The 21633-nt window shown below is 68.4% G+C and carries 30 protein-coding genes; all 30 read left to right on the top strand.

Features of this window, described 5'->3' with window-relative positions; all coding sequences use genetic code 11:
• Nucleotides 1–201: 201 nt before the first annotated feature.
• The 30 genes from tuf (at nucleotide 202) to rplO (ending at nucleotide 21551) form a co-directional block, all read left to right on the top strand.
• A complete protein-coding gene (gene tuf / locus ACFV61_RS00680; RefSeq protein WP_063348956.1) occupies nucleotides 202–1395 on the top strand; it encodes an elongation factor Tu in 1194 nt (397 codons plus the stop codon).
• Between the two features lie 175 nt (nucleotides 1396–1570).
• Nucleotides 1571–2560, top strand: coding sequence for a glycosyltransferase family 2 protein (locus ACFV61_RS00675; protein ID WP_380489254.1), 990 nt, complete (start codon nucleotides 1571–1573; stop codon nucleotides 2558–2560).
• Entirely contained in the window at nucleotides 2557–2988 is a 432-nt protein-coding gene (locus tag ACFV61_RS00670) for a GtrA family protein (RefSeq protein WP_063348958.1), read from the top strand. The genes ACFV61_RS00675 and ACFV61_RS00670 overlap by 4 nt, the downstream gene beginning before the upstream one ends.
• 182 nt (nucleotides 2989–3170) lie before the next feature.
• Nucleotides 3171–5234, top strand: coding sequence for a hypothetical protein (locus ACFV61_RS00665; RefSeq protein WP_380489252.1), 2064 nt, complete (start codon nucleotides 3171–3173; stop codon nucleotides 5232–5234).
• Between the two features lie 124 nt (nucleotides 5235–5358).
• On the top strand, nucleotides 5359–6693 hold the full coding sequence (locus tag ACFV61_RS00660) for a hypothetical protein (RefSeq protein WP_380489249.1): 1335 nt from the start codon (nucleotides 5359–5361) through the stop codon (nucleotides 6691–6693).
• A gap of 103 nt (nucleotides 6694–6796) precedes the next feature.
• Entirely contained in the window at nucleotides 6797–7486 is a 690-nt protein-coding gene (locus ACFV61_RS00655; protein ID WP_063348961.1) for a glycosyltransferase family 2 protein, read from the top strand.
• Nucleotides 7483–7860, top strand: coding sequence for a DUF2304 domain-containing protein (locus tag ACFV61_RS00650; RefSeq protein ID WP_063348962.1), 378 nt, complete (start codon nucleotides 7483–7485; stop codon nucleotides 7858–7860). The genes ACFV61_RS00655 and ACFV61_RS00650 overlap by 4 nt, the downstream gene beginning before the upstream one ends.
• Nucleotides 7861–8298: 438 nt before the next feature.
• On the top strand, nucleotides 8299–9192 hold the full coding sequence (locus ACFV61_RS00645) for a glycosyltransferase (RefSeq protein ID WP_063348963.1): 894 nt from the start codon (nucleotides 8299–8301) through the stop codon (nucleotides 9190–9192).
• Between the two features lie 333 nt (nucleotides 9193–9525).
• Complete coding sequence (locus tag ACFV61_RS00640) at nucleotides 9526–11346, top strand: hypothetical protein (protein ID WP_380489246.1); 1821 nt, start codon at nucleotides 9526–9528, stop codon at nucleotides 11344–11346.
• A 420-nt stretch (nucleotides 11347–11766) separates the two neighbouring features.
• The gene (rpsJ, locus tag ACFV61_RS00635; RefSeq protein WP_012785157.1) at nucleotides 11767–12075 is read left to right on the top strand and encodes a 30S ribosomal protein S10; all 309 of its coding nucleotides are present in this window, start codon (nucleotides 11767–11769) and stop codon (nucleotides 12073–12075) included.
• A gap of 14 nt (nucleotides 12076–12089) precedes the next feature.
• Nucleotides 12090–12737 carry a 50S ribosomal protein L3 gene (gene rplC / locus ACFV61_RS00630; RefSeq protein ID WP_063348965.1) on the top strand — a complete coding sequence of 216 codons (648 nt, stop codon included), beginning with the start codon at nucleotides 12090–12092 and terminating at the stop codon, nucleotides 12735–12737.
• A 4-nt stretch (nucleotides 12738–12741) separates the two neighbouring features.
• Nucleotides 12742–13419: a 50S ribosomal protein L4 gene (rplD, locus tag ACFV61_RS00625; protein WP_063348966.1), complete on the top strand. Its 678-nt coding sequence runs from the start codon at nucleotides 12742–12744 to the stop codon at nucleotides 13417–13419.
• Nucleotides 13419–13739 (top strand): 50S ribosomal protein L23, encoded by a 321-nt coding sequence (rplW, locus tag ACFV61_RS00620; RefSeq protein WP_063348967.1) that lies wholly within the window; start codon nucleotides 13419–13421, stop codon nucleotides 13737–13739. The genes rplD and rplW overlap by 1 nt, the downstream gene beginning before the upstream one ends.
• Before the next feature lie 43 nt (nucleotides 13740–13782).
• Complete coding sequence (gene rplB, locus ACFV61_RS00615; RefSeq protein ID WP_063348968.1) at nucleotides 13783–14619, top strand: 50S ribosomal protein L2; 837 nt, start codon at nucleotides 13783–13785, stop codon at nucleotides 14617–14619.
• 11 nt (nucleotides 14620–14630) lie between these two features.
• Nucleotides 14631–14912 carry a 30S ribosomal protein S19 gene (gene rpsS, locus ACFV61_RS00610; protein ID WP_030055821.1) on the top strand — a complete coding sequence of 94 codons (282 nt, stop codon included), beginning with the start codon at nucleotides 14631–14633 and terminating at the stop codon, nucleotides 14910–14912.
• A gap of 50 nt (nucleotides 14913–14962) precedes the next feature.
• On the top strand, nucleotides 14963–15310 hold the full coding sequence (gene rplV, locus ACFV61_RS00605; protein ID WP_030055822.1) for a 50S ribosomal protein L22: 348 nt from the start codon (nucleotides 14963–14965) through the stop codon (nucleotides 15308–15310).
• Nucleotides 15310–16134 (top strand): 30S ribosomal protein S3, encoded by an 825-nt coding sequence (gene rpsC / locus ACFV61_RS00600; protein ID WP_063348969.1) that lies wholly within the window; start codon nucleotides 15310–15312, stop codon nucleotides 16132–16134. The genes rplV and rpsC overlap by 1 nt, the downstream gene beginning before the upstream one ends.
• Nucleotides 16135–16139: 5 nt before the next feature.
• Nucleotides 16140–16559 (top strand): 50S ribosomal protein L16, encoded by a 420-nt coding sequence (gene rplP / locus ACFV61_RS00595; protein WP_030055824.1) that lies wholly within the window; start codon nucleotides 16140–16142, stop codon nucleotides 16557–16559.
• The gene (gene rpmC / locus ACFV61_RS00590; protein ID WP_063348970.1) at nucleotides 16559–16783 is read left to right on the top strand and encodes a 50S ribosomal protein L29; all 225 of its coding nucleotides are present in this window, start codon (nucleotides 16559–16561) and stop codon (nucleotides 16781–16783) included. The genes rplP and rpmC overlap by 1 nt, the downstream gene beginning before the upstream one ends.
• Nucleotides 16783–17055 carry a 30S ribosomal protein S17 gene (gene rpsQ, locus ACFV61_RS00585; protein WP_030055826.1) on the top strand — a complete coding sequence of 91 codons (273 nt, stop codon included), beginning with the start codon at nucleotides 16783–16785 and terminating at the stop codon, nucleotides 17053–17055. Before rpmC ends, rpsQ begins: the two co-directional genes overlap by 1 nt.
• Nucleotides 17056–17157: 102 nt before the next feature.
• Nucleotides 17158–17529, top strand: a complete 372-nt coding sequence (gene rplN, locus ACFV61_RS00580; protein WP_030393301.1) for a 50S ribosomal protein L14 — start codon at nucleotides 17158–17160, stop codon at nucleotides 17527–17529.
• A 15-nt stretch (nucleotides 17530–17544) separates the two neighbouring features.
• A complete protein-coding gene (gene rplX / locus ACFV61_RS00575) occupies nucleotides 17545–17856 on the top strand; it encodes a 50S ribosomal protein L24 (protein ID WP_030055828.1) in 312 nt (103 codons plus the stop codon).
• Nucleotides 17856–18425: a 50S ribosomal protein L5 gene (rplE, locus tag ACFV61_RS00570; protein ID WP_030393302.1), complete on the top strand. Its 570-nt coding sequence runs from the start codon at nucleotides 17856–17858 to the stop codon at nucleotides 18423–18425. The genes rplX and rplE overlap by 1 nt, the downstream gene beginning before the upstream one ends.
• Nucleotides 18426–18429: 4 nt before the next feature.
• Nucleotides 18430–18615 carry a type Z 30S ribosomal protein S14 gene (locus ACFV61_RS00565; protein ID WP_030393303.1) on the top strand — a complete coding sequence of 62 codons (186 nt, stop codon included), beginning with the start codon at nucleotides 18430–18432 and terminating at the stop codon, nucleotides 18613–18615.
• Nucleotides 18616–18885: 270 nt separating this feature from the next.
• A complete protein-coding gene (rpsH, locus tag ACFV61_RS00560) occupies nucleotides 18886–19293 on the top strand; it encodes a 30S ribosomal protein S8 (RefSeq protein WP_030055831.1) in 408 nt (135 codons plus the stop codon).
• Nucleotides 19294–19315: 22 nt separating this feature from the next.
• Entirely contained in the window at nucleotides 19316–19855 is a 540-nt protein-coding gene (gene rplF / locus ACFV61_RS00555) for a 50S ribosomal protein L6 (protein ID WP_063348971.1), read from the top strand.
• 3 nt (nucleotides 19856–19858) lie between these two features.
• On the top strand, nucleotides 19859–20242 hold the full coding sequence (gene rplR / locus ACFV61_RS00550; protein ID WP_030280785.1) for a 50S ribosomal protein L18: 384 nt from the start codon (nucleotides 19859–19861) through the stop codon (nucleotides 20240–20242).
• Between the two features lie 48 nt (nucleotides 20243–20290).
• Nucleotides 20291–20914: a 30S ribosomal protein S5 gene (rpsE, locus tag ACFV61_RS00545; protein ID WP_030055834.1), complete on the top strand. Its 624-nt coding sequence runs from the start codon at nucleotides 20291–20293 to the stop codon at nucleotides 20912–20914.
• Entirely contained in the window at nucleotides 20914–21096 is a 183-nt protein-coding gene (gene rpmD / locus ACFV61_RS00540) for a 50S ribosomal protein L30 (protein ID WP_030251557.1), read from the top strand. Before rpsE ends, rpmD begins: the two co-directional genes overlap by 1 nt.
• 2 nt (nucleotides 21097–21098) lie before the next feature.
• Nucleotides 21099–21551, top strand: a complete 453-nt coding sequence (gene rplO, locus ACFV61_RS00535; RefSeq protein WP_063348972.1) for a 50S ribosomal protein L15 — start codon at nucleotides 21099–21101, stop codon at nucleotides 21549–21551.
• The last annotated feature ends 82 nt before the right edge of the window (nucleotides 21552–21633 follow it).

Here is a 21633-nt window from a genome sequence, read left to right as displayed (position 1 = left end):
GTTTTTTTTTTTTTTCTATATAGATATATTTTCTGCTGTGTGCGGCCGGCCCCGCCCCGGCGCGCCCCCCCCCCCCCGGGGGGGCCTCCGGCCCCCACCCCGCGGGACGGTGCGAGGTGCTTCCGGCACCTCGGGCCCAAACCCGATCAAAGACCAACTGACGTCAGCACGGCGTACAGAACTGTCCTCAGGAGGACTGCAGTGGCGAAGGCGAAGTTCGAGCGGACGAAGCCCCACGTCAACATCGGCACCATTGGTCACATTGACCACGGTAAGACGACCCTTACCGCGGCCATCACCAAGGTGCTGCACGACGCTCACCCGGAGATCAACCCCTTCACGCCGTTCGACCAGATCGACAAGGCGCCGGAGGAGCGGCAGCGCGGTATCACCATCTCGATCGCGCACGTCGAGTACCAGACCGAGGCGCGTCACTACGCCCACGTCGACTGCCCGGGTCACGCGGACTACATCAAGAACATGATCACCGGTGCGGCCCAGATGGACGGTGCGATCCTCGTCGTCGCCGCCACCGACGGCCCGATGCCGCAGACCAAGGAGCACGTCCTCCTGGCCCGCCAGGTCGGCGTCCCCTACATCGTCGTCGCCCTGAACAAGGCCGACATGGTGGACGACGAGGAGATCCTGGAGCTCGTCGAGCTCGAGGTCCGCGAGCTCCTCTCGGAGTACGAGTTCCCGGGCGACGACCTGCCGGTCGTCCGCGTCTCCGCGCTGAAGGCGCTGGAGGGCGACAAGGAGTGGGGCGAGAAGCTCCTCGGCCTCATGGCCGCCGTGGACGAGGCCATCCCGACCCCGGCCCGCGCCGTGGACCAGCCGTTCCTGATGCCGATCGAGGACGTCTTCACGATCACCGGTCGTGGCACCGTCGTCACCGGTCGTATCGAGCGTGGCATCCTCAAGGTCAACGAGACTGTCGACATCATCGGCATCAAGGAGACCAAGACCACCACCACGGTCACCGGCATCGAGATGTTCCGCAAGCTGCTCGACGAGGGCCAGGCCGGTGAGAACGTCGGTCTGCTCCTCCGTGGCATCAAGCGCGAGGACGTCGAGCGCGGCCAGGTCATCATCAAGCCGGGTTCGGTCACGCCGCACACCGACTTCGAGGCCCAGTCCTACATCCTGTCGAAGGACGAGGGTGGCCGTCACACCCCGTTCTTCAACAACTACCGCCCGCAGTTCTACTTCCGTACCACGGACGTGACCGGCGTCGTGACCCTCCCCGAGGGCACCGAGATGGTCATGCCGGGCGACAACACCGCCATGACGGTCGCGCTGATCCAGCCGATCGCCATGGAGGAGGGCCTGAAGTTCGCCATCCGTGAGGGTGGCCGCACCGTGGGCGCCGGCCAGGTCACCAAGATCATCAAGTAATTGATGTTCTGACCTGTCTGTCCCGCACAGGCGAACCGAAGGGCTCCGCACACCCAGGTGTGCGGAGCCCTTCGGCCTTCATCAGGCCTTCACCCGCTCTCACAGCCTGCTCATGGCCGGCTGTTATTGTCGGGCGACCGTCCAGCCCGCCGTCGCGGAAAGTGGGATCCAACGCATGCCAACGGCACCACTGTTGTCGGTCGTGATGCCGATCTACAACGAGCAGGAGGCGCTCCCGCTGACCGTCGAGCGGCTGCGGCCGATCCTGGACGGGCTCGCGGTCGACTACGAGGTCGTGGGCGTCGACGACGGCAGTACGGACGCCACCCCCGTCGTCCTGCAGAAGGTCCGGCAGGACTGGCCGGAGTTCCGCATCGTCCGCTTCGCCCGCAACTCGGGACACCAGGCCGCGCTCACCGCCGGCATCCACCGGGCGCGCGGCGACTACGTGGTGAGCATCGACGCCGACCTCCAGGACCCGCCGGAGAAGATCCCGGAGATGCTCGACCTGGCCCGCGAGCAGGGCTTCGACGTCGTCTACGGCGTGCGCGGGGACCGCGCCACCGACACCGCCTTCAAGCGCCGGACGGCCGGCGCCTACTACTGGCTGATGCGCAAGCTGGTCGGCAAGCGGATGCCCAACCAGGCCGGCGACTTCCGCCTGCTCAGCCGTGCGGCCGTGGAGGCCCTCAAGCAGCTGCCCGAGCACCAGCCGGTCTACCGGCTGCTGGTGCCGTGGCTCGGCTTCCCCAGCGGCGAGGTGGTGTACGTCCGGGAGGAGCGGGTGGCCGGCGGCACCCACTACCCGCTGTCCAAGATGGTCCGGCTCGCACTGGACAGCGTGACCAACTTCTCCGCCGCCCCTCTGCGGCTGGCCACCTGGCTGGGCCTGGTGAGCTTCGTGGTCTGCCTGGCCCTCGCGGTCTACACCACTCTCTCGTACGCGCTCGGTGCGACCGTGCCCGGCTGGTCCTCGCTGTTCATCGGCATGCTCTTCATCGGCGCCGTGCAGCTGATCTGCGTCGGACTGCTGGGAGAGTACGTCGGCCGGATCTACTCGGCGGTGCAGGCCCGCCCGACCTACTTCGTCGGCTACGACTCGGCCGACGACGAACCGGCGCAGGACGACGCGGCGCACGGCGACGCGCGGGGCCCGGGCCGGTGACCGTCACCGAGGAACCGGCGGAGCCCGCCGAGCCGGCCCCGTCGACCCGCCGCCAGCTGCCGTCCTTCCTGGTCATCGGCGTGCTCAGCACCGTCTTCTACCTGGCGCTGTTCGTCGCCGCGCGGTGGTTCACCGACCCGCAGGCGGCGAACCTGATCGCGCTGGCCGTCAGCGCGGTGGCCAACACCGCGGCCAACCGCCGCTTCACCTTCGGGGTCACCGGCTCGCAGGGCATGGTCCGGCACCAGCTGCAGGGCGCGGTGGCCTTCCTGATCGGGCTCGGCCTCAGCGCGGGCGTGCTCGCCCTGCTGGACCAGGTGGCGCCGAACGCCTCCCGGCCGGTGGAGGTCGCCGGACTGGTCGCCGCCAACGGCCTGGCCACGGTGGCCCGGTTCGTGCTGCTGAAGATCTGGGTCTTCCGGGGCTGAACCGGCGCTCGACGGCGCCCGTTACCGGCCGTTCGCGGACCGTCCACCCGGCCCCCTCAGCCCGTCGTGCCGACGGGCCCCTCGGTATGCTGTGGCTCGTAGCCTGCCCGCTGACGGTAGTGGAAGTCCGCACCCGGCCGGGGAGACGGGCGGCAGGGACTTGACCGAAGGGGCACGGCACCGTGTCGACCGTACATTCCTCGCCTGAGCGCGAGCTTCAACGTCCGACCGCACCGCCGGGGCCGCCCGAGCCGATCACCAGCGGACGGTCCAGGCGCAACCCGCTCGTCCTGGCCGGGGGGCTGGCCCTGTCCTGGCTGGTGCCGACCGGGCTGGTCGCGCTGGACCTGGGCGTCCTGCTGCTGCCGCTGCTGCTGTTCTCCATAGCCGCCGTGCTCCGGGTCGGCGGCGTGCTGCTCGACCGGCTGTTCGTTGCCGGGCTGGTGCTCGCCGGTTCGGTGCTGACGTTCGGCCTGCTCTTCTCGCTCTGGCCGTGGGGCCTCTCGCCGGTCGCCACCAGCGGCCTGATGTTCAGCGTGGTGACGGTCGCCGCCTGGGCCGCCCGCCGCGGCCCGCGCCTGCCGTTGCGCTTCCGCTGGTCCGACCTGCTGGTCCTGGGCACCGGCTACGGCGTCTGGCACTACCTGTTCCACCCGATCGCGGGAACGTCGGCGGCCGAGCGGGTCGCCTACTTCGCCACGTCGGAGGACCGGCTCGCGCACTTCTCCTTCTTCTCCGGCATCCAGAACGTCGGCGGCTTCAACTTCCTCCACCAGGAGGCGGCCCGGTCCTACCTGATACCGCCGTCCGAGGTGACGTACCCGCAGGGCTCCCACTTCCTGCTGGCCTGGACGGACACCCTCGTCCACTCCGCCGCCGACTCCGGCGACATGCTCTACACCATGAACCGGTACTTCCTGTACCTGCTGGTGGGGTACGCGCTGTTCTGCGCCGCACTGGTCTGGGCGGCCCGGTGGATCGGCGGGCCGCGGCTGCGCGGCTGGCGCTGCGCGGCGGTGTGCGCGACCGTCGGCGCGATCATGTTCGCGAGCAACTACATGGACCTGATGGTCCACGGCTTCGACTCGACCTTCATCGGGCTGCTGCTGATAGCACTCGCGCTGGCCGTGATGATCCGGCCGGCGATGGGCACCACCGAGTTCGTGCTGGCCGCGTCGGCCGGGCTGATCACCGTCACCTACGCGTACAACATCTACGGCGCCTTCGTCGGCGTGGCACTGCTGGGCGCGCTGGTGGCGCACCGGCGCAAGTTCGCCGGGCGCTGGTGGTGGACCGCCGGCGCGCTGGCGTGCGCGCTGGGCGTGGCCGCGCTGCCGAGCGTCCTGTCCATACTGGGCAACCTCGACGTGGCCGGTGCCTCGAACATGAACGGCCCGAGCGTCGGGGCCGACCGCTCCATACTCATCGGCGGCGGGCTGCTCGGCCTGCTGGCCGCGGTCATGCCGCGCAACCGCCGGACGGCCGTCGGCCAGGCGCACCTCGCGGTCCTGCTCGGCACCGGCGGGCTGCTCAGCGCCTTCGCCGCCTACCAGCTGCACACCATCGGCAAGTACTCGTACTACTTCCACAAGATGACGGCCGTGGGCGTCGTGGTCAGCCTGATATCCCTCGGCGCCGTCGGGGCCATGCTGCAGAGCCCGTACCGGGGGACGGGCCGCACGCTGCCGAGCCGCCTCGGCGAGCTGGCGATATCCGGCCTCGCCGTCGCCGCCGCGCTCAGCCTCTTCGCCAACGTGCAGTGGGGCTTCCTGACCACCAAGGACAACCCGTCCGCCTGGTCCGGCAACCCGCTGGTGGCCTGGGGACGCGGCGAGTTCAAGGGGGACATGGGCCCCAAGGGCGCGCAGGCGCTCGACATATCGAGCAAGGGCCCGGTGATCGCGCTCTTCGCCAACGACGACTACAAGAACCTCAAGGCCACCTGGCTCGCCTCGCTGCTGAACCGGCGCGGGGGCGACATGACGGCGCTGTACGACATCCACTGGGTGTCCATCGGCGGCCCCCAGGTGAAGGAGGAGGACTACCAGAAGTCTCTGGGCCGCCTCAAGGGAGCCATCGACAAGCTCCCGGCCTCGCCCGTCCCGCCGACCATCCTGACCGCCGACCGCTCCGTGGGCGACCGGATCAAGCGGGACCTGGCGGCGCAGGGTGTCACGGTGACGGTGCTGAGCGATCCTCAGAACCTGTGGACGGAGCCGTGGTCCCGTACCTTCCCGGGGGTCTGAGGGTGGGGCCCACCGTCATCGGACGTTCACGGCTACCCGCTACTATTCACAGCAATCGCACGGCCGGGCCGGCCTCGTGCGGAGACGTGTGGCAAGGTCGGCCGGTTAATTCGGTGATCATGTGATGAAGAACCCGATCGCCAAGCTGCTCGGGGTGCTACCCCCGGGGGCCCGGCTCGTGGTCGGTGGGACGGTCGTACTCGGGGCCTCGGCGTACGTCTACATGGCGCTCGTGGGCTACAGCCTGGGCACGGCCGGCGCAGCCAGGGTGACGATGCTCTGGACGATCGTGATGTCCGTCGGGTGGGGCCTGTTCCAGCCCGTCGAACTGGAGCTGACGCGGCTGGTCGCCGCCCGCAAGGTGTCCGGGGCGGGGGCACTGCCCGCGGTACGGCGGATGCTGCTGCTCGCCCTGGCGATCCTGGCCGCGGCCTGCGCCGTGCTGGCGGCCGCCGCCGGCCCGATCGCCGACCAGCTGTTCGGCGGCGACCGGACCCTCGTGGTGGCCCTCGCCGGCGGCATGGCGGGCCTCGCGGTGAGCTCGGTCTCCCGCGGTGCGCTGGCCGGCCTCGGGCTGTTCGGCCCCTACGGCACCCAGCTGGCCGTCGACGGTGCCCTGCGCATCGGGCTGGCCGCGCTGACCGCCGTCCTCGGGCTGCACTCGGCACTGGCCTTCGGCCTGATCCTGGTGGTCGCCCCGGTCGCCGCCTCGCTGATCGGCCTGCGCGGCATCCTCGCCGACCGCGCCCCCGGGCCGGAGGTGTCCTGGCGCCAGCTCACCAGCGGGCTCGGCCTGCTGATCGGCTCCGTGATGCTCAGCCAGCTGGTGGTGAACGCGACCGTCGTCTGCGTGCGCCTGCTCGCGCCGAAGCACTCCGAGGCGTCCGACGCCCTGGTCTTCGCCCTCGGCCAGGCCGTGGTGATGGCCCGCGTGCCGCTCTTCGCCTACAGCGCCCTCCAGGCCTCCATGGTCTCCGCGCTCTCGGGTGCCACCGCGGCCGGCGACCACGCCGAGTTCCGCAAGGTGCTGACCCGCACCACGGCGATCGTCGCCGCCATGTGTATCGGCGGCGGGCTGCCGGTCATCGCGCTCGGCGCCTGGCTCAACCCGCTGCTCTTCAACGCCAAGGACCTGCTCAACCCGCTGGACTTCACCTGGCTCGTCCTCGGCACGCTCTGCTACGTCCTCGCGACGGTCTTCGGCCAGGCGCTGATGTCGAGCGCCCAGCACCGCCGACAGCTGGTGGGCTGGACGGCCGGTTCCGTAGCATTGGTTGCGGTCGCCCTCTCCCCGGGTGACGTCGGTCTCCGTGCCGAGCTCGCGTACCTGGCCGGCGCGCTGATCAGCGCCGTCCTGATGCTGTGGGCGCTGTACCGCGCGTTCCCCTCCAGCCCTGCCGCCTCCGGGCGCTCCGGGCTGGACAGCAGGAGCGCGGCCGAGCCGCTGCGGACCTCGTGACGGTGGGGGACCGGACTGTGATTGGCCGACGACGCCCGTGATCACCACCGACAGACAGACCGAGGCACGCGACGCCGTGCCGTTCGCCAAGCATGGAGCCCCTGTGTCCGACTATGACAACGTCTGGCTGGTGATCCCGGCCTACAACGAAGGCCAGGTGATCGCCGAGGTCGTGGAGGGGGCACGCAAGACCTTCCCCAACATCGTGGTGATCGACGACGGCTGCACCGACGACACGGCGAAGCACGTCATGACGACCGGCGCCCACCTGGTGCGGCACCCGGTCAACCTGGGCCAGGGCGCAGCGCTGCAGACCGGCCTGAAGTACGCGCTGGAGCAGGAGGGCGCCGAGTACTTCGCCACCTTCGACGCGGACGGCCAGCACCAGACCGCCGACGTGGAGAAGATGGTGGCGCTGCTGCGCCAGGACGAGGCCGACATCGTGCTCGGCTCCCGCTTCATCGAGCAGACCGGCCAGGTGCCGTGGATCAAGCGGGTCGTGCTCCGCACCGCCGCCGCGGTCAGCCCGACCGCCCGCAAGCTCAAGCTCACCGACGCGCACAACGGTCTGCGCGTGATGAACCGGGAGGCGGCCAGCCGCATCCGGATCACCATGAACGGCATGGCCCACGCTTCGGAGATCGTCTCCTTCCTCGCCGGCTCGGACCTCCGGGTGGCAGAGGTGCCGGTGGACATCCTCTACACCGACTACTCGCGCGCCAAGGGCCAGTCCCTGATCAACGGCGTGAACATCCTCTTCGACATCTCGCTGCGGGAGCGTAACCGCCGATGAATCACCTCTGGATCCAGCTGATCCTCGTCCTGGCCGCCGTGGGCATGGCCCTCCTGTTCGTCCGGCGCTGGGACGCCGCGAACACCCGGGCGTGGAAGCGCATCGCCTTCTCGCTCTTCGTCGTCGCCAACGTCATCGCGATCCTGTGGCCGGCCGGCGTGACCAAGCTGGCCACCGCGCTGGGCGTCGGCCGTGGCACGGACCTGGTGCTCTACCTGATGGTCATCGCCATGGGCTTCCTCACGCTCAACACCTACCTGCGCTTCCGGTCGCTGGAGAAGAAGCTCACCGACCTGGCCCGTACGGTCGCCATCACCGAGGGCGTCCGTCACAACAACGACCGCCTCGACGCTCCGGTCGGCTCCGACCACTGATCGCGCTCCACGCGACAGGGCACGAGGCCTGAGGGCCGGCACCCCCGACGGGGTGCCGGCCCTCAGCCGTGTGTGCGGGCGAGCGCGCCGCCGAAGAGGCCGGCGAACGATCCCGTCGACCGTCGGCCACCGAGCCGAACGGTGACGCCCGTTCATCCGTTGTGGAAGAAGGGGGCGCCAATAGGTGCCGCCTTTTTGGGCTCCGGAAAATCCGGACATTACCGAGTTCATTCATCCCCCGGCCGCCCGGCGGACGTATTTCCTTGTGCCAGAATTTCCGATTGGCGGCCTCTGTACACCCGATCTCCGCCCCCCGGAGCCGGTGTGGGCCGACCGGCTGACGCACGGGCCCGGCAAAGCTGGTTGACTTGGGGCGCCCGCTGGCCGCGGCCGGGCGGCACCGAAGCGTGATCCAGGACCAGGAGGTGCGGCGCCGTCATGAGCGTCGATTTCGTCATCCCGTACTACGGCGATCCGGAGTACCTGTTCGCCACCATCGACAGCATCCGGGCCCAGCACCAGCAGGACTGGCGGCTGACCATCGTGGACGACCAGTACCCGGGCTTCCGGGCGCCCCAGTACATCGAGAGCCTGAACGACGAGCGGATCCGGTACATCCGCAACGCGGAGCGGCTGGGGCCCAACGGCAACACCTACAAGGCCTCCACCCTGGCCGAGCGCGAGTTCGTCTCGATGATGGGCGCCGACGACCTGCTGGAGCCCGACTACCTGGACGTCGTCCTGGAGCGCCTGCGGGCCGACCCGAACGCGATCGCCGTCCAGCCAGGCGTGCGGGTGATGGACAGCGACGGGACCCTGGTGCCCTCGCTCGGCATCGGCGACAAGGTCAAGCGCCGGATCAGCGCGCCGGCCCGCAAGGCCGGGGTGATCAGCGGCGAGGCCGCGGTGAAGAGCCTGCTGTCCGGCAACTGGCTGTACACGCCGTCGCTCACGTACCGCCAGTCCGCGCTGTCGAAGATCCCGTACCGCCCGGACATCGACGCCATCCACGACCTGGCGTTCATGGTCGACATGCTGATGGAGGGCGGCAACCTGCTGGTCGACGAGCGCGAGGTGTTCCGCTACCGGCGCCACCAGGCCAGCGACTCCTCGAACCGGGTCAAGGACGGCAAGCGCTTCGACGAGGAGCTGCGGTACTACTCGCTGATCTCCAAGGAACTGCGCGCCAAGGGCTGGACCAACGCTGCGCGCTCGGCCGACCTGCACCTCTCGTCCCGCCTGCACGCCCTGATGGTCGCCGCCGGCCGGCTCGGCGCGGGTGACTTCTCCCACGCCGGCGCCATGGTCGGCCGCGCGGTCCGCAGCAGCTGACCCGAGCGGGTCCGAGGGCGGTGCCGGCAGCCGGCCGGACGCCCCCGGGTCACGGCGCCCCCGAGGCGCCCGGCCGAATTCGACGGGGCGGGAGTAAGCGCTTCGGTCGGCCGCTGGGCTCTGGGTGGGTGAGGGGGTGCTCATGGGGAGCACCGACGACCGACCGGGCGGATCCTGCTGAACCACCACGCCCCAGCCCCGACACGGCCGGAACGGGGTTCTTGCCCGAGGCCTCGGCTTCTGGTAAGCGCCCTATGATGGCCGCTGATCGCCGGTCCACTGCGCCATTCTTCGCCACTCATCGGACGTGGCCACTGCACGGAAGTGACTGACATGACTGATCTGGCCACCAGCCCGGTCGGCGGCTCCCGCAAGGGGTCGCTCGAACCGGAGGGCGCGATCGCGCCCCGCCCCGGACGGCTCGACGGCCTGCTGGAGCGCCCCTGGGCGGTCCGCTCGGCCGAGGCCCTGGTCTCGATCGTGGCGGCGTTCGGCTTCGCGCTGCTCTGCACCCGCATCGACGTCAACCCGCTGAACCGGGTGGGCCAGGTCAGCGGTCTGGCCATGCTCCAGAAGTACGCCGCCATCGTGGGCCTGCCCATCCTGGCGGTGCTGCTGTACGCCGCCTACCGGGGCAGCCTGGCCCGGTACCAGTTGGCCCAGCGGCTGGTCTGCGCGGCCGTCGCGGGACTGGCCACCGGCGCGGTCGCGGGCGGGATCGCGGTGGCGCTGAACGGCACCCAGTGGGGCCTCGGCGGTCAGGAGGGCGACCCGGGCAACCTCATGGGCATGGCCAACGACATGCTGCGCGGCAAGGGCCTGCCCGGCGTCTACCCGCCCGGCTTCCCGGCGCTGCTGGCGGTCTGGTCGAAGCTGTTCTACGGCGGCGTCGGCGGCGTCGGCTACGCCATGAAGGACGTCCAGCTGATCTGCAGCGCACTGGTCGGCCCGATGGCGTACCTCTCCTGGCGGCTGATGCTGCGGCCGGTCTGGGCGCTGCTGATCGCCGTCCCGTCGGCGATCCTCTTCCTCGACCCGATCCGGCCGTACAGCCACGTCACGATGCTGGTCATGGTGCCGATGCTGGCCGCCGCCCTGCGGGAGCTGCGCCGGTCGCACGAGCTGTCGACCCGGTCCACGGTGCTGCGCGGCCTCGGCTTCGGCGTCTCGTTCGGCCTGATGTTCCTCTGGTACTCGGGCTGGTTCGTCTGGGCCGCGCCCGGCGTCCTCGTCCTGACGCTGTTCGTCATCCCGTGGCGCCAGGGCGCCGCCCGGATCAAGCGGGTGCTGCTGTTCCTCGGCGTGACGCTGGTGAGCGCCGGCGTGGTCGGCTCGCCGCTGCTGTACGAGCTGGTGCGGCTGGGCGCCCAGGCCAAGGACCGGTACGCGTACCTCTCGGTGTACATCGACCCGGCGTACATCATGGGCTGGGCCTCGGACCGCAACGGCGACCTGAACTACCACGACTTCCCGTGGCACGGTGAGCTCGCCGGGCAGAGCGCCTACACCCTGCTGCTGCTCGCCGGGGTCGCGCTGGCGCTGGGCCTCGGACTGCGCAGCATCACCGTCCGGACCGTGACGGCCACCCTGATCAGCGCCTGGCTGCTGCGCTTCTGGTTCGCCTCCCAGATGGCCCAGACCAAGTCCATCCAGCTGTACCCGCGGACGACCTGGATCATCCTGTACGCGCTGATGATCCTCGCGGTGCTCGGCCTGATGTTCCTCGTCCAGCGGGGCGCCGGCTGGCTGCGCACGGTGCAGCGGGTCGGCACCGACGGGCGGCCGGCGCCGCTCACCCTGCGGCCCGCGGTCACCGGCCGGCTGGTCGCCGGCGCGGTCTGCGCGGTGGCGCTGTTCGCCACCATGGCCGCCTCCTGGTCGGCGGACCGCTACATGCCGACCACGAAGCCCGAGTACGTGCCGGTCGCCGGGGCCAAGGGCATCGACATGGGCGCGGACGCCTGGCGCGCCCACATCCTGGTGAACCGCGACGGCAAGTGCCCGAAGTACGACCCGGCCGGGCCGACCGACTGCGCGCCGGTGAACAAGGAGCTCAAGGAGTACAACAACGAGCCCGACAAGGGTCAGCTGTGGTGCGCCAACGTGACCGGCGACGAGTGGGCGCTGACCTGCGGGAGCAAGCGACCCTGGTGACGCGGGTCCGCGGCGGTGCGCGCCGCGGCTGAGAACGGTCACCCGATCGGGGCCGGTGAGGGCGACCTCACCGGCCCCGATTGGCATCCGGGCTGCTCCATGTGGCAGTATGTCCAAGTTGCTCGGTTGAGTTGCCGATGCTGTGCGCCTCCCGCCGGGAGGACTGGAAGCGAGTCCCAGGTACTCGTCGTTCCCGTGATGGCCGTTAAGCGTGAAGTCGACGCCACGGCAGCTGCGGGGCGAAAGTACGGGAATCTTCCGGGAAGTGCATGCGGGGCCTCGGCCCGGCCCCCCCACCCCGAAAGTTTGAAACCGACGAGCTTTTCGCCGGTTTTTTGCAAGCGCGAGCGCGACACGCCCGAGCGCGGGGGTCGGAGGGTGGTCGTGCAGTGACTAAGGACAAAGGACTACTGAGTAGCCATGGCGGGACAGAAGATCCGCATCCGGCTCAAGGCCTACGACCACGAGGTCATCGATTCCTCGGCGAAGAAGATCGTCGAGACGGTGATCCGAACTGGTGCGCAGGTCGCAGGCCCGGTGCCGCTGCCCACTGAGAAGAACGTGTACTGCGTCATCCGCTCGCCGCACAAGTACAAGGACTCGCGCGAGCACTTCGAGATGCGTACTCACAAGCGTCTGATCGACATCCTCGACCCCACGCCGAAGACGGTTGACTCGCTCATGCGTCTCGACCTGCCGGCTGGCGTCGACATCGAGATCAAGCTCTGAGAGGCGCACCGAAGATGGCTAAGCAGATTAAGGGCATCCTGGGCGAGAAGCTCGGCATGACCCAGGTCTGGGACGAGAACAACCGGATCGTTCCGGTGACCGTCGTCAAGGCTGGGCCCAATGTCGTGACCCAGGTCCACACCGCCGACAGTCCGGCCGGCTACGACGCCGTCCAGATCGGCTTCGGCGAGATCGACCCCCGCAAGGTGAACAAGCCCCTCGCGGGCCACTTCGCCAAGGCCGGTGTCACCCCGCGCCGCCACCTGGTCGAGCTCCGTACCTCGGACGCGTCCGAGTACACCCTCGGCCAGGAGATCACCGCGGAGCTGTTCGAGGCGGGTGTCAAGGTCGACGTGACCGGCACCTCCAAGGGCAAGGGCTTCGCCGGTGTCATGAAGCGCCACAACTTCCGGGGCCTCGGCGCCGGTCACGGTGTGCAGCGCAAGCACCGCTCGCCCGGCTCGATCGGTGGCTGCGCCACCCCGGGTCGCGTGTTCAAGGGCATGAGGATGGCCGGCCGGATGGGCCACGAGCGCGTGACCACCCAGAACCTGACCGTCCATGCCGTTGACGCGGAGAAGGGGCTGCTCCTGATCAAGGGCGCAATCCCGGGTCCGAACGGCGGCCTCGTCCTCGTCCGCACCGCGGCGAAGGGGCTGTGAGGATATGAGCACCATTGACATCCTGTCGCCCTCGGGCGACAAGACCGGCAGCCTCGAGCTGCCGGCCGAGATCTTCGACGCGAAGGTCAGCGTTCCGCTGATGCACCAGGTCGTCGTGGCGCAGCTCGCTGCGGCCCGTCAGGGCACCCACAAGACCAAGACTCGTGCCGAGGTCCGCGGTGGCGGCCGTAAGCCGTACCGCCAGAAGGGCACCGGCCGCGCCCGTCAGGGCTCGACCCGCGCCCCGCAGTTCGCCGGCGGTGGCGTCGTGCACGGTCCCGTGCCGCGCGACTACTCGCAGCGGACCCCGAAGAAGATGATCGCCGCCGCCCTGCGCGGTGCGCTCACCGACCGGGCCCGCCACAACCGCATCCACGTCGTCACCGACGTGATCGCGGCCGAGGCGCCGTCGACCAAGGCCGCCAAGGGTCTGTTCGGCAAGATCACCGAGCGCAAGAACATCCTCCTCGTCGTCGAGCGTGCCGACGAGCTGGGTCTGAAGAGCGCCCGCAACCTGCCGCACGTGCACATCCTGGACGCCGGTCAGCTGAACACCTACGACGTGCTCGTCTCCGACGATGTGGTCTTCACCCAGGCCGCCTTCGAGCGTTTCGTGGCGGGTCCCGCCGCGTCCGCCAAGGCCGTGGCTGCTGAGGGCGAGCTCGAAGGGAGCGCCGCCTGATGGCTGCAGAGATCACGAGCAAGACGTTCACGGACCCCCGTGACGTCCTGGTGAAGCCGGTCATCTCGGAGAAGAGCTACTCGCTCCTCGACGAGAACAAGTACACGTTCGTCGTGTCGCCCGGTGCCAACAAGACCCAGATCAAGCAGGCCGTCGAGGCGGTCTTCTCGGTCAAGGTCGAGTCCGTCAACACGCTCAACCGTCAGGGCAAGCGCAAGCGCTCCAAGACGGGCTTTGGCAAGCGCAAGGACACCAAGCGCGCCATCGTGACGCTGGCTGAGGGCAACCGCATCGACATCTTCGGTGGTCCGGTCTCCTAACGGAGATCGTGATCGTCGATAAGGACGAGGACGAGAGAGCCAAATGGGCATCCGCAAGTACAAGCCGACTACGCCGGGCCGTCGTGGCTCCAGCGTGGCCGACTTCGTAGAGATCACGCGGTCCACGCCGGAGAAGTCGCTGGTTCGCCCCCTGCACAGCAAGGGCGGCCGTAACAACGCCGGTCGGATCACCGTTCGCCACCAGGGTGGCGGGCACAAGCGCGCCTACCGCGTGATCGACTTCCGTCGTCACGACAAGGACGGCGTGCCGGCCAAGGTCGCGCACATCGAGTACGACCCGAACCGCACCGCGCGCATCGCGCTCCTGCACTACGCGGACGGCGAGAAGCGCTACATCATCGCGCCGCGCGGCATCGCGCAGGGTGACCGGATCGAGAACGGCGCTGGCGCCGACATCAAGCCGGGCAACAACCTGCCGCTGCGCAACATCCCGGTCGGTACCACCATCCACGCGGTGGAGCTGCGTCCCGGTGGCGGTGCCAAGATGGCCCGCTCCGCCGGTGCCGGCATCCAGCTGCTGGCGCGTGAGGGCAAGATGGCGCACCTGCGCATGCCCTCCGGTGAGATCCGCCTGGTGGACGCGCGCTGCCGCGCCACCGTCGGCGAGGTCGGCAACGCCGAGCAGTCGAACATCAACTGGGGCAAGGCCGGCCGTATGCGCTGGAAGGGCGTTCGCCCGACCGTGCGTGGTGTCGCCATGAACCCGATCGACCACCCGCACGGTGGTGGTGAGGGTAAGACCTCTGGTGGCCGCCACCCGGTCTCGCCGTGGGGCCAGAAGGAGGGTCGCACTCGTAGCCCGAAGAAGGCTTCGAACGCCCTCATCGTGCGCCGCCGCAAGACCAACAAGAAGCGCTAGGAGCAGGTCAGATGCCGCGCAGTCTCAAGAAGGGCCCCTTCATCGACGGCCACCTTCTCAAGAAGGTGGACGCGCAGAACGAGGCGGGTACCCAGAACGTCATCAAGACCTGGTCCCGTCGCTCCGTGATCTTCCCGGCCATGCTCGGCCACACGATCGCGGTGCACGATGGCCGTAAGCACGTCCCGGTGTTCGTCACCGAGTCGATGGTCGGCCACAAGCTCGGCGAGTTCGCGCCGACGCGTACCTTCCGCGGTCACGTCAAGGACGACCGCAAGTCGAAGCGTCGCTAGTCGCCAGCGAGATTACCGACTCAATGACTTACACCAGCAAGGGGACAACCATGGAAGCCAGGGCCCAGGCGCGGTACATCCGCGTCACGCCCATGAAGGCCCGCCGCGTGGTGGACCTCATCCGTGGCCTTCCGGCCACGGAGGCCCAGGCCGTCCTGCGTTTCGCTCCGCAGGCCGCCACCGTGCCCGTCGGCAAGGTGCTCGACAGCGCCATTGCCAACGCCGCGCACAACTACAACCACTCCAACGTGGACGACCTCGTCATCAGCGAGGCGTACGTTGACGAGGGCCCGACCCTGAAGCGGTTCCGTCCGCGTGCGCAGGGTCGTGCCTACCGGATCCGCAAGCGGACCAGCCACATCACCGTGGTCGTCAGCAGCAAGGAAGGGACCCGGTAATGGGCCAGAAGGTTAACCCGCACGGGTTCCGCCTCGGCATCAGCACGGACTTCAAGTCCCGCTGGTACGCCGACAAGCTGTACAAGGACTACGTCAAGGAAGACGTTGCCATTCGTCGCATGATGACGAAGGGCATGGAGCGCGCCGGCATCTCCAAGGTCGAGATCGAGCGCACCCGCGACCGCGTCCGCGTTGACATCCACACCGCTCGCCCCGGCATCGTCATCGGCCGCCGTGGCACCGAGGCCGACCGCATCCGCGGCGACCTCGAGAAGCTGACCGGCAAGCAGGTCCAGCTGAACATCCTCGAGGTCAAGAACCCCGAGCTGGACGCCCAGCTCGTGGCTCAGGGCGTCGCGGAGCAGCTGTCCTCCCGCGTCTCCTTCCGCCGTGCCATGCGCAAGTCGATGCAGGGCACCATGAAGTCCGGCGCCAAGGGCATCAAGGTCCAGTGCTCCGGTCGTCTCGGCGGCGCCGAGATGAGCCGCTCGGAGTTCTACCGCGAGGGCCGTGTGCCGCTGCACACCCTGCGCGCGAACGTCGACTACGGCTTCTTCGAGGCCAAGACGACCTTCGGCCGCATCGGTGTGAAGGTCTGGATCTACAAGGGCGACGTCAAGAACATCGCCGAGGTCCGCGCTGAGAACGCCGCTGCCCGCTCGGGTAACCGCCCGGCCCGTCCCGAGGGTGGTCGTCCCGCCCGCGGTGGCGAGCGCCGTGGTGGCGAGCGCGGTGGCCGCGGCCGTCGCCCCGCCGCGTCCGAGGCCCCCGCGGCCGCGGCCGCGGAGGCTCCGGCTGCCGAGAACACCGGAACGGAGGCCTGACTCCAATGCTGATCCCCCGTCGGGTCAAGCACCGCAAGCAGCACCACCCCAAGCGCCGTGGCGCTGCCAAGGGTGGCACCGAGCTCGCCTTCGGCGAGTACGGCATCCAGGCCGTCACCCCGGCCTACGTGACGAACCGGCAGATCGAGTCCGCTCGTATCGCCGTCACCCGTCACATCAAGCGTGGCGGCAAGGTCTGGATCAACATCTACCCGGACCGTCCGCTCACCAAGAAGCCGGCCGAGACCCGCATGGGTTCCGGTAAGGGTTCGCCCGAGTGGTGGATCGCGAACGTGCACCCGGGTCGGGTCATGTTCGAGCTGTCGTACCCCAACGAGAAGGTGGCTCGTGAGGCGCTGACCCGCGCAGCTCACAAGCTCCCGATGAAGTGCCGGATCATCCGGCGCGAGGCAGGTGAGAGCTGATGTCGGCCGGCACCAAGGCTGCTGACCTCCGCGAGCTGGACAACGAGGGTCTCGTTGCCAAGCTCCGTGAGGCCAAGGAGGAGCTGTTCAACCTCCGCTTCCAGGCGGCGACCGGGCAGCTCGACAACCACGGACGGCTCAAGCTCGTCCGTAAGGACATCGCGCGGATCTACACCCTGATGCGCGAGCGCGAGCTGGGCATCGAGACGGTGGAGAACGCCTGATGACTGAGAACACCAACGAGACGCGCGGTTTCCGCAAGACCCGTGAGGGTCTCGTCGTCAGCGACAAGATGGACAAGACCGTCGTCGTCGCCGTCGAGGACCGCGTCAAGCACGCTCTGTACGGCAAGGTCATCCGCCGTACGAACAAGCTGAAGGCGCACGACGAGGCGAACGCCTGCGGCATCGGCGACCGGGTCCTCCTCGCGGAGACCCGCCCGCTGTCCGCGACGAAGCGCTGGCGCGTCGTCGAGATCCTCGAGAAGGCCAAGTAACGAAGTTGATGCGGTACGGCCGTATGTGCACCAGGCCCCTCGTGGGCGCTGGTGTGAGCAGCGGCCGGCCCGTCAGCTCTCGTTGACGATCAGGAGAAAGCTGTGATCCAGCAGGAGTCGCGACTGCGAGTCGCCGACAACACGGGCGCGAAGGAAATCCTTTGCATCCGCGTTCTCGGTGGTTCCGGTCGCCGCTACGCCGGCATCGGGGACGTCATCGTCGCGACCGTCAAGGACGCGATCCCCGGCGGTTCGGTGAAGAAGGGTGACGTCGTCAAGTGCGTCGTCGTCCGTACCGTGAAGTCGCGTCGTCGTCCGGATGGCTCGTACATCCGCTTCGACGAGAACGCCGCGGTCGTTCTGAAGAACACCGATGGTGACCCCCGTGGTACCCGCATCTTCGGCCCGGTGGGCCGCGAGCTGCGTGACAAGAAGTTCATGAAGATCATCTCGCTTGCGCCGGAGGTGCTCTAACCCATGGCGAACAGCATGAAGATCAAGAAGGGTGACCTGGTTCAGGTCATCACCGGCAAGGACCGCGGCAAGCAGGGCAAGGTCATTCAGGCCATGCCCGCCGAGAACAAGGTCCTGGTCGAGGGTGTGAACCGGGTCAAGAAGCACACCAAGCCGGGCCCGGGCACTCAGGGTGGCATCGTCACCGTCGAGGCCCCGGTGCACGTCTCCAACGTCCAGCTGGTCGTGGAGAAGGACGGCAAGAAGGTCGTCACCCGCGTTGGCTACCGCTTCGATGACGAGGGCAACAAGATCCGCGTTGCCAAGCGAACCGGTGAGGACATCTGATGTCTGAGACGACTGTTGAGAAGGTGACCCCCCGTCTCAAGGAGCGTTACAACTCCGAGATCAAGGGTCAGCTGCAGGAGCAGTTCTCGTACGAGAACGTCATGCTGACGCCCGGCCTGGTCAAGGTCGTCGTCAACATGGGTGTCGGCGAGGCCGCCCGTGACAGCAAGCTGATCGAGGGCGCGATCCGCGACCTCACCGCCATCACCGGTCAGAAGCCGGCGGTGACGAAGGCTCGCAAGTCCATCGCGCAGTTCAAGCTGCGTGAGGGCCAGCCGATCGGCACCCACGTCACCCTCCGCGGTGACCGCATGTGGGAGTTCCTGGACCGTCTGGTGTCGCTGGCCCTGCCGCGTATCCGTGACTTCCGTGGCCTCTCCCCGAAGCAGTTCGACGGCCGTGGCAACTACACCTTCGGTCTGACCGAGCAGGTCATGTTCCACGAGATCGACCAGGACAAGGTCGACCGTCAGCGCGGTATGGACATCACCGTCGTGACCACCGCCCAGACCGACGACGAGGGCCGGGCGCTCCTGCGCGCTCTGGGCTTCCCGTTCAAGGAGGCGTAACCACATGGCGAAGAAGTCCCTCATCGCGAAGGCCGAGCGCAAGCCGAAGTTCGGCGTCCGGGCCTACACCCGGTGCCAGCGCTGCGGCCGTCCGCACTCGGTGTACCGCAAGTTCGGCCTCTGCCGTGTGTGCCTTCGTGAGATGGCGCACCGCGGCGAGCTGCCGGGCGTGACCAAGAGCTCCTGGTAGTCCAGGACCTCGCGGTAATGCCATAGCGAAGCAGGTGTGCCCGACCCCACAGCGCCCCTTTTTTGGGGCTGCGTACGGAATCCCGTAGGGTAGTGAGGTCGGGCCCCCTGTCGCGGGAGCTCCATAGCTGCCGTCGACCCTCTTCGGAGGGCTCGCACCCAGTCTTACGACGCCGCAGGTCCCCTGCGTCTGTGCCCCTGCCGCACTCCTCGGAGTGCGGCGGGGGGACCTGGCGCGGAGAAACCACGGCGAGAGAGGCCTGAGGCCATCATGACCATGACCGACCCCATCGCAGACATGCTCACGCGTCTGCGTAACGCTAACTCGGCGTACCACGATTCCGTGGCGATGCCGGCCAGCAAGATCAAGGCGCACGTCGCCGAGATCCTGCAGCAGGAGGGGTACATCTCCTCCTACAAGGTTGAGGAGCCCGTTGAGGGCGAGGTCGGCAAGAAGCTGACCATCGAGCTCAAGTTCGGCCCCAACCGTGAGCGCTCGATCGCTGGCATCAAGCGGATCAGCAAGCCGGGCCTGCGGGTCTACGCAAAGTCCACCAACCTGCCGAAGGTGCTCGGCGGCCTGGGCGTGGCGATCATCTCCACGTCCTCGGGTCTCCTCACCGACAAGCAGGCCGCCAAGAAGGGCGTAGGCGGAGAAGTTCTCGCCTACGTCTGGTAATTCGGGAAACGGAGGTACAGCAATGTCGCGCATTGGACGGCTGCCCATCCAGGTCCCCGCTGGCGTGGACGTCACCATCGATGGCCGGGCGGTCTCGGTGAAGGGCCCCAAGGGCTCCCTCACCCACGTTGTCGCCGCGCCGATCGAGATCGGTAAGGGCGAGGACGGCACGCTGCTCGTCACCCGCCCCAACGACGAGCGTCTGTCGAAGGCCCTGCACGGCCTTTCCCGCACGCTGGTGGCGAACATGATCACCGGCGTGACCGCGGGCTACCGCAAGTCGCTGGAGATCAGCGGTGTCGGCTACCGAGTTCTGGCGAAGGGCTCCGACATGGAGTTCCAGCTGGGCTACAGCCACCCGATCCTGGTCGAGGCCCCTGAGGGCATTTCCTTCGTCGTCGAGTCGGCCACCAAGTTCCACGTGGACGGCATCGACAAGCAGAAGGTCGGCGAGGTCGCCGCGAAGATCCGCAAGCTGCGCAAGCCCGACCCGTACAAGGCCAAGGGCGTCAAGTACGCGGGCGAGGTCATCCGCCGCAAGGTCGGAAAGAGTGGTAAGTAAGCGATGAGCGTCTCTGTCAAGATCGGCAAGGGCAACGCCTACAAGAGCGCCGCTCGCAAGCGCCGCGCGATCCGCGTTCGCAAGCGCGTCGTCGGCACCGAGGTGCGTCCGCGCCTCGTCGTGACGCGCTCGAACCGTCACATGGTCGCCCAGGTCATCGACGACGCCAAGGGTCACACCCTGGCGTCGGCGTCCACCCTCGACGTGTCCATCAAGGGCGCCGAGGGCGACAAGACCGAGCTGGCCAAGAAGGTCGGGAGCCTGGTCGCCGAGCGCGCCAAGGCCGCCGGCATCGAGTCGGTCGTCTTCGACCGCGCGGGCAACCGGTACGCCGGCCGCATCGCCGCCCTGGCGGACGCGGCTCGCGAGGCCGGGCTCGACTTCTAAGCCGCTCGTCGACTCAGTCGACGGACGTAATCGAGAGAGGTAATTCCAATGGCTGGACCCCAGCGCCGCGGTAGCGGCGCCGGCGGTGGCACCGGCGGTGGCGAGCGGCGCGACCGTAAGCGTGACGACCGGGGCAACGCCCCCGCCGTCGAGAAGACCGCTTACGTCGAGCGCGTTGTCGCGATCAACCGTGTCGCCAAGGTTGTCAAGGGTGGTCGTCGTTTCAGCTTCACCGCGCTGGTCGTGGTGGGCGACGGTGACGGCACCGTGGGTGTCGGTTACGGGAAGGCGAAGGAGGTTCCGGCCGCCATCGCCAAGGGTGTTGAGGAGGCCAAGAAGAACTTCTTCAAGGTCCCCCGTATCCAGGGCACCATCCCGCACCCGATCCAGGGTGAGAAGGCCGCCGGCGTCGTGCTCCTGAAGCCCGCCGCCCCCGGTACCGGTGTTATCGCCGGTGGTCCGGTGCGCGCCGTCCTGGAGTGCGCCGGCATTCACGACATCCTGTCGAAGTCGCTCGGCTCGGACAACGCGATCAACATCGTGCACGCCACCGTGGCTGCTCTGAAGGGCCTCGTGCGCCCCGAGGAGATCGCCGCTCGTCGTGGCCTGCCGCTGGAGGACGTGGCTCCCGCTGCTCTGCTGCGGGCGCGTGCTGCAGGGGTGAGCGCCTGATGGCTCGCCTGAAGATCACGCAGACCAAGTCGTACATCGGCAGCAAGCAGAATCACCGTGACACCCTGCGTTCGCTTGGTCTCAAGCGCATGCACGACGTCGTGGTGAAGGAGGACCGTCCCGAGATTCGCGGGATGGCCCAAACGGTCCGTCACCTGGTGACGGTTGAGGAGGTGGACTGATCATGGGCGACAACCCGATCAAGATCCACAACCTGCGTCCCGCCCCGGGTGCCAAGACCGACAAGATCCGCGTGGGTCGTGGTGAGGCCTCCAAGGGTAAGACCGCCGGTCGTGGTACCAAGGGCACCAAGGCCCGCTACCAGGTTCCGCAGCGCTTCGAGGGTGGCCAGATGCCGCTCCACATGCGCCTGCCGAAGCTGAAGGGCTTCAAGAACCCGTTCAAGATCACGTTCCAGGTCGTCAACCTCGACAAGCTGGCCGAGCTCTACCCGCAGGGTGGAGAGGTCACCGTCGAGGACCTGGTCGCCAAGGGCGCGGTTCGCAAGAACTCCCTCGTCAAGGTGCTCGGCACCGGCGAGATCTCGGTTGCGCTGCAGGTGACGGTCGACGCCGTCTCCGGCTCCGCCACCGAGAAGATCACCGCCGCGGGCGGTACCGTCACCGAGCTCGTCTGAGCCCGCTGACTTCCGTGGGGGAGCGCCACCCCCAACACCAAGTGGTGGGTGGGGACGAGAGGGGGGGGGAGGATGCTAGAGT

Source organism: Kitasatospora sp. NPDC059817, from assembly GCF_042731835.1.
Taxonomy (GTDB): Bacteria; Actinomycetota; Actinomycetes; order Streptomycetales; family Streptomycetaceae; genus Kitasatospora.
Note: the sequence above shows the minus strand (reverse complement) of the source record. Positions and strands in the feature narration are given on the sequence as shown.